The organism is Dietzia sp. DQ12-76, assembly GCF_014145045.1.
Lineage (GTDB): Bacteria > Actinomycetota > Actinomycetes > Mycobacteriales > Mycobacteriaceae > Dietzia.
In genome coordinates this window covers 1-2822 of sequence record NZ_JAALDV010000233.1, presented here as the reverse complement: position 1 = coordinate 2822, position 2822 = coordinate 1, and the positions used below count along the sequence as shown (strand labels likewise).

General features: G+C 70.2%; 3 protein-coding genes. 2 read left to right on the top strand and 1 reads right to left on the bottom strand.

The genetic code is table 11. The features are described 5' to 3' along the window. Positions 1-47: 47 nt before the first annotated feature. Positions 48-317: a DUF2530 domain-containing protein gene (locus G6019_RS08870; RefSeq protein WP_031264944.1), complete on the bottom strand. Its 270-nt coding sequence runs from the start codon at positions 315-317 to the stop codon at positions 48-50. Between the two features lie 74 nt (positions 318-391). On the opposite strand from G6019_RS08870, the gene G6019_RS08865 reads away from it, so the two are divergent. Together G6019_RS08865 and G6019_RS08860 are read left to right on the top strand one after the other, a co-directional pair. Continuing rightward, the gene (locus G6019_RS08865; protein WP_107755843.1) at positions 392-1858 is read left to right on the top strand and encodes an NCS2 family permease; all 1467 of its coding nucleotides are present in this window, start codon (positions 392-394) and stop codon (positions 1856-1858) included. 12 nt (positions 1859-1870) lie between these two features. Continuing rightward, the gene (locus tag G6019_RS08860) at positions 1871-2704 is read left to right on the top strand and encodes a TrmH family RNA methyltransferase (protein ID WP_182612979.1); all 834 of its coding nucleotides are present in this window, start codon (positions 1871-1873) and stop codon (positions 2702-2704) included. Positions 2705-2822: the final 118 nt, after the last annotated feature.

Genomic DNA, 2822 nt, shown 5'->3' with positions numbered 1-2822 from the left:
ACCCCGCCGACCAGGCCTGACCCCGCAGACCCCTCGGGCGGGCCGGCTCACGTGTGGTCGAAGTCGAGACCGACCTGTGCCCCCGCGCTGCCGCGCAGGACCGCACGCCGCTGGAGCGCGTACACGAGCGTGCCGATCGCACCCACACCCACACCGACCGCGCAGAGGATGACCGCGCGCATGTCCACCTCGTCCATGAGCATCATCGCCAGGAGGGCGATCGTCCACGCGAGGGTCCCGATGAGGACGACGGGCCGCGGGTCCAGGAGGTAGCCCGGGATTCGGGGCACCTGCGGCTCTGTCGGCCTCTCGGTCATGACCGCGACGCTACCGCAGGCGGAGGGCCGGTTACCCTATGACGGTTCCTCACCACCGCCAGGAAGGTCTCCAGATGTCGCAGAGCACCGGGGCCCCGTCGCGGTCCCCAGCACGGGGCCCCCTCGACCGTTACTTCAAGATCAGCGAGCGCGGTTCGACCGTGTCCCGCGAGGTGCGCGGCGGGGTGGTCAGCTTCTTCGCGATGGCCTACATCATCGTGCTCAACCCGCTGATCCTCGGTTCGGGTGTCGACGTCGAGGGCAACCAGCTGTCGATCATCGAGATCGCCGCGGTCACCGCGTTCACCGCCGGGGTGATGACGGTGGCCTTCGGCGCGATCGCCCGCTATCCGTTCGCCTTCGCCACCGGCCTGGGCATCAACTCCCTGGTCGCGGTCACCATCGCCAGGCAGGTCACCTGGGCCGAGGCGATGGGGCTGATCGTCATCGAGGGCGTCATCATCGTCATCCTCGCGGTGAGCGGGTTCCGCAAGGCGGTCTTCGACGCCATTCCCCCGGACCTCAAGGCCGCCATCGCCGTGGGCATCGGGCTGTTCATCGCCATGGTCGGGTTCGTCGACTCCGGGTTCGTGCGTCGACTCCCCGACGCCGCGGGCACCACGGTGCCGGTGGGGCTGGGGATCGAGGGATCGATCGCGTCGTGGCCCACGGCCGTGTTCGCGTTCGGGCTGCTGCTGTGCGGGATCCTCGTGGCCCGTCAGGTGCGCGGCGGCATCTTCATCGGCATCGTGGTCACCACCGTCGTGGCCATCATCGTCGAGGCGATCGCGGACGCCGGCCCGTCGTTCGTCGACGGCGAGCCCTCGCCCACGGGGTGGAACCTCGCGGTCCCGGGCATTCCAGAGACGCTCGGCGGACTGCCCAACCTCTCCCTCATCGGGCAGGTGGACCTCTTCGGCGCATTCGTCCGCATCGGCCCCCTTGCCGCCGGCCTGTTCGTCTTCACCCTGCTGCTCGCGAACTTCTTCGACGCCATGGGTACCTTCACCGGCCTGGGCAAAGAGGCCGGGCTCATGGACGAGAACGGCAACCTGCCCAACATGAAGACCGCGCTCGTGGTCGAGGGAGTCGGGGCCGTCGCCGGTGGATTCACCTCGTCCTCCTCCAACACCGTCTTCCTCGAGTCGGCGACGGGTATCGCCGAGGGCGCCCGAACCGGACTGGCGAACATCGTCACGGGTGTCCTCTTCCTCGTCGCGATGTTCTTCACACCGCTCTACGAGGTCGTCCCCGTCGAGGCGGCCGCCCCCGCGCTCGTGGTGGTCGGCGCGCTCATGATGTCGCAGATCATCAACATCGACTTCACGAGATTCTCCATCGCCCTGCCGGCGTTCCTCACCATCGTCACCATGCCGTTCACGTACTCCATCGCCAACGGGATAGGGATCGGGTTCGTGGCCTGGGTCGTGATGGCCACGGCCACCGGCAAGGCCCGGTCGGTCCACCCGCTGCTGTGGGTGGTCGCGGCGGCGTTCCTCGTGTTCTTCGCGATCGGGCCCATCACCGACCTTCTGGCCTGAGCGGCGCGGACAGTGCTCGTCGTCGACGTCTCCGATCCCGCCGATCCCCGGCTGGACGACCTCCGCGATCTCAACCACTCCGACCGCCGCCCCGACCTGCCGGGAGGGCGGGGCCTGGTGATCGCCGAGGGCACCTACGTGGTGGGGAGGATGCTCCTGTCCCGGTTCCGGCCGCACCTCCTGCTGGGGACCGACGCCCGACTGCGGCAACTGCGCCGCGAGGCGACGGCGGAGGGCTGGGATGCCGACGAACGGGCCGCCGGAGCCGTCTACCTGCGCACCACCAAGGACGTGCTCAGCGAGGTGATCGGGTTCCGGTCCAGCCGCGACATCCTCGCCGCCGCCCACCGGCCGGCCCCGCTCGACGTCGACGCGGTCGTGGACGGCGCCCGGACCCTCGTGGTGCTCGAAGGGGTCAACGACCCCGAGAACCTGGGGGCCATCTTCCGCAACTGCGCGGCGCTCGGCGTCGACGGGGTGCTGTTCGGTGCCGCCACCGGGGACCCGCTCTACCGGCGGGTGGTGCGCGTGTCCATGGGACACGTCCTGCGGTTGCCGTTCGCGCACCTGCACGGGACCCCGACCACCTGGCACCGCTCCCTCGGGGATCTGCGAACACGGGGTTTCACCACCGTGGCGCTGACCCCCTCCGGGGAGGTTCCGCTCTCCCGCGCCGTCGACGCCGACAAGGTGGCCTTTGTCCTCGGAGCCGAGGGGCCGGGGCTCACCGAGCACGCGATGCGTGCGTGCGACGTCCGGGCGGCGATACCCATGACAGCGGGAACCGACTCGCTCAACGTGGCCACGGCTGCGGCCGTGGCGTTCTACGAGCGGTCGCGCGACTAGGGTCCGGCGGCGTCGTCAGCGCCGGTTCGCCAGACGGCGGTTCATCGCCCCGCCGGCGCGCCGCACGGTGTCACCGAGGACGCCGGCGATCCTGCGGACGGCCCCGGTGACGGGAGAG